At 46.0% G+C, this 1,706-nt stretch carries 2 protein-coding genes; one reads left to right on the forward strand and one right to left on the reverse strand.

The features are described from left to right. Positions 1-1,082 (reverse strand): PhoH family protein (locus AC1DUA_RS38865; RefSeq protein ID WP_477504764.1); only part of this gene is annotated, 1,082 nt, incomplete at its 3' end. A gap of 109 nt (positions 1,083-1,191) precedes the next feature. Here AC1DUA_RS38865 and AC1DUA_RS38870 point away from each other — a divergent pair. After that, positions 1,192-1,706: YhcN/YlaJ family sporulation lipoprotein (locus AC1DUA_RS38870; protein WP_477504765.1), on the forward strand; the 515-nt coding region annotated here is incomplete at its 3' end.

Here is a 1,706-nt window from a genome sequence, read left to right on the forward strand (position 1 = left end):
GCCGCTAACTGGGCCAAGTGCGAACGTTCGCCTCGCTCCAGCGTAATATGACCGGCTATGCCCTCTTGCTTAAATCGTTCGACCACATAAGTTAGTCCGTTGCTTGAAGCATCGAGATAAGGATGATCAATTTGATCCGGATCACCTAATAAAACGATTTTACTGCCTTCGCCTACACGAGATACGATCGTTTTGATCTCGTGTTTGGATAAGTTTTGCGCTTCATCAATAATGATGAATTGTCCTGGGATGGAACGCCCACGAATATAAGTGAGGGCTTCGACTTGAATACTGCCGAGACCAGCCAGTACTTTCTCAATATCTCCGGGTTTCTTGGTATCGAACAAATACTCGAGATTATCATAGATCGGCTGCATCCACGGACGCAGCTTCTCTTCTTTTTCACCAGGCAAATAACCAATATCCTTGCCCATAGGAACAACTGGTCGAGCAATAAGCAGCTTCTTGTATTTGCGGTCATCTTCAATTTTCATGAGTCCCGCAGCTAGCGTTAATAGCGTCTTACCAGTACCCGCTTTCCCAGTAAGGGTGACGAGCGGGATATCGTCATTGAGCAAAAGCTCAAGAGCCATGCGCTGCTGCGCATTTCGCGCGGCAATTCCCCAGATGGGATCGTTACTCATAAAGAGCGGCTCAAGTTTTTTGGCATCTGTCGTTACTTTCAGTAGAGCGGATTTCGAAGAACCCAACTCATCCCGTAAGATAACGAATTCATGCGGGTGAAGCATATAAGTCAAATTCAAAGATGTCACGGTTAAGAACCGGTATGAGTAAAATTCGTCAATCACAGACGGATGAACATATAAAGTGATGCAGCCTGTGTACATATCAGTCTGAGCTACGATACGATCGGTTAAATAATCCTGTGCAGGAATGCCAAGTACATCTGCTTTTATCCGTACCAGCGTATCTTTACTAACGATAACAACTGGTCTCGGAATATCATTCGCCTGCTCTTCCAGATGATAGTTGAGCGCGACGGCAAGAATGCGGTTATCATTGGTTAATGCATTAGGGTCCTGAAGCAGTACATTGGTATCTAACACGTAAATTTTTTTCATTGGTGTGTCCCCTCCCAGATTTGGCGTCAGATCATTGGTTATATTCATACATACAACCTAGCTGTGCAGGACAAACTAAACGCGAGATTCAAGGAAAGGATCGATTCAAGTGAGACTATTGTGCGTATTATCGTTGGTACTGACCCTCGCGGTTGGCTGTAGTCAAGCGCCGAAAAGCGGTGCCCCCTCTCAAGATACAAATCAAAAACAAGTAAAGGTTCAACAAATTGCTCCACAAAAGCTAGAGATCAAAGATTCCAAAGCCGTTGCGGAACGTTTGGAAAGCCTAGCCACCAGCATCCCACAAGTTGAAAGCGCGCATTGCGTTGTATTCGGCAATACCGCTGTCGTTGGCATCAACCTCAAAAAAGATATGGACCGTTCAAGAGTAGGCACCGTCAAATATTCAGTAGCAGAAGCACTCAAGAAAGATCCCTACGGTGTGAATGCCATCGTAACAGCAGATCTTGATCTGGATCAACGACTGCGCAACATTCGGGATAACGTAAAAGCAGGAAGGCCGATTACCGGGTTCGCTGAGCAAATGGCGGATATCATGGGCCGGGCTATGCCTCAACTACCGCGTGATATTCGCAATCCCCAAGACAATACAGGACCTAATGA

This window comes from Paenibacillus sp. 01T422 (assembly GCF_056398785.1).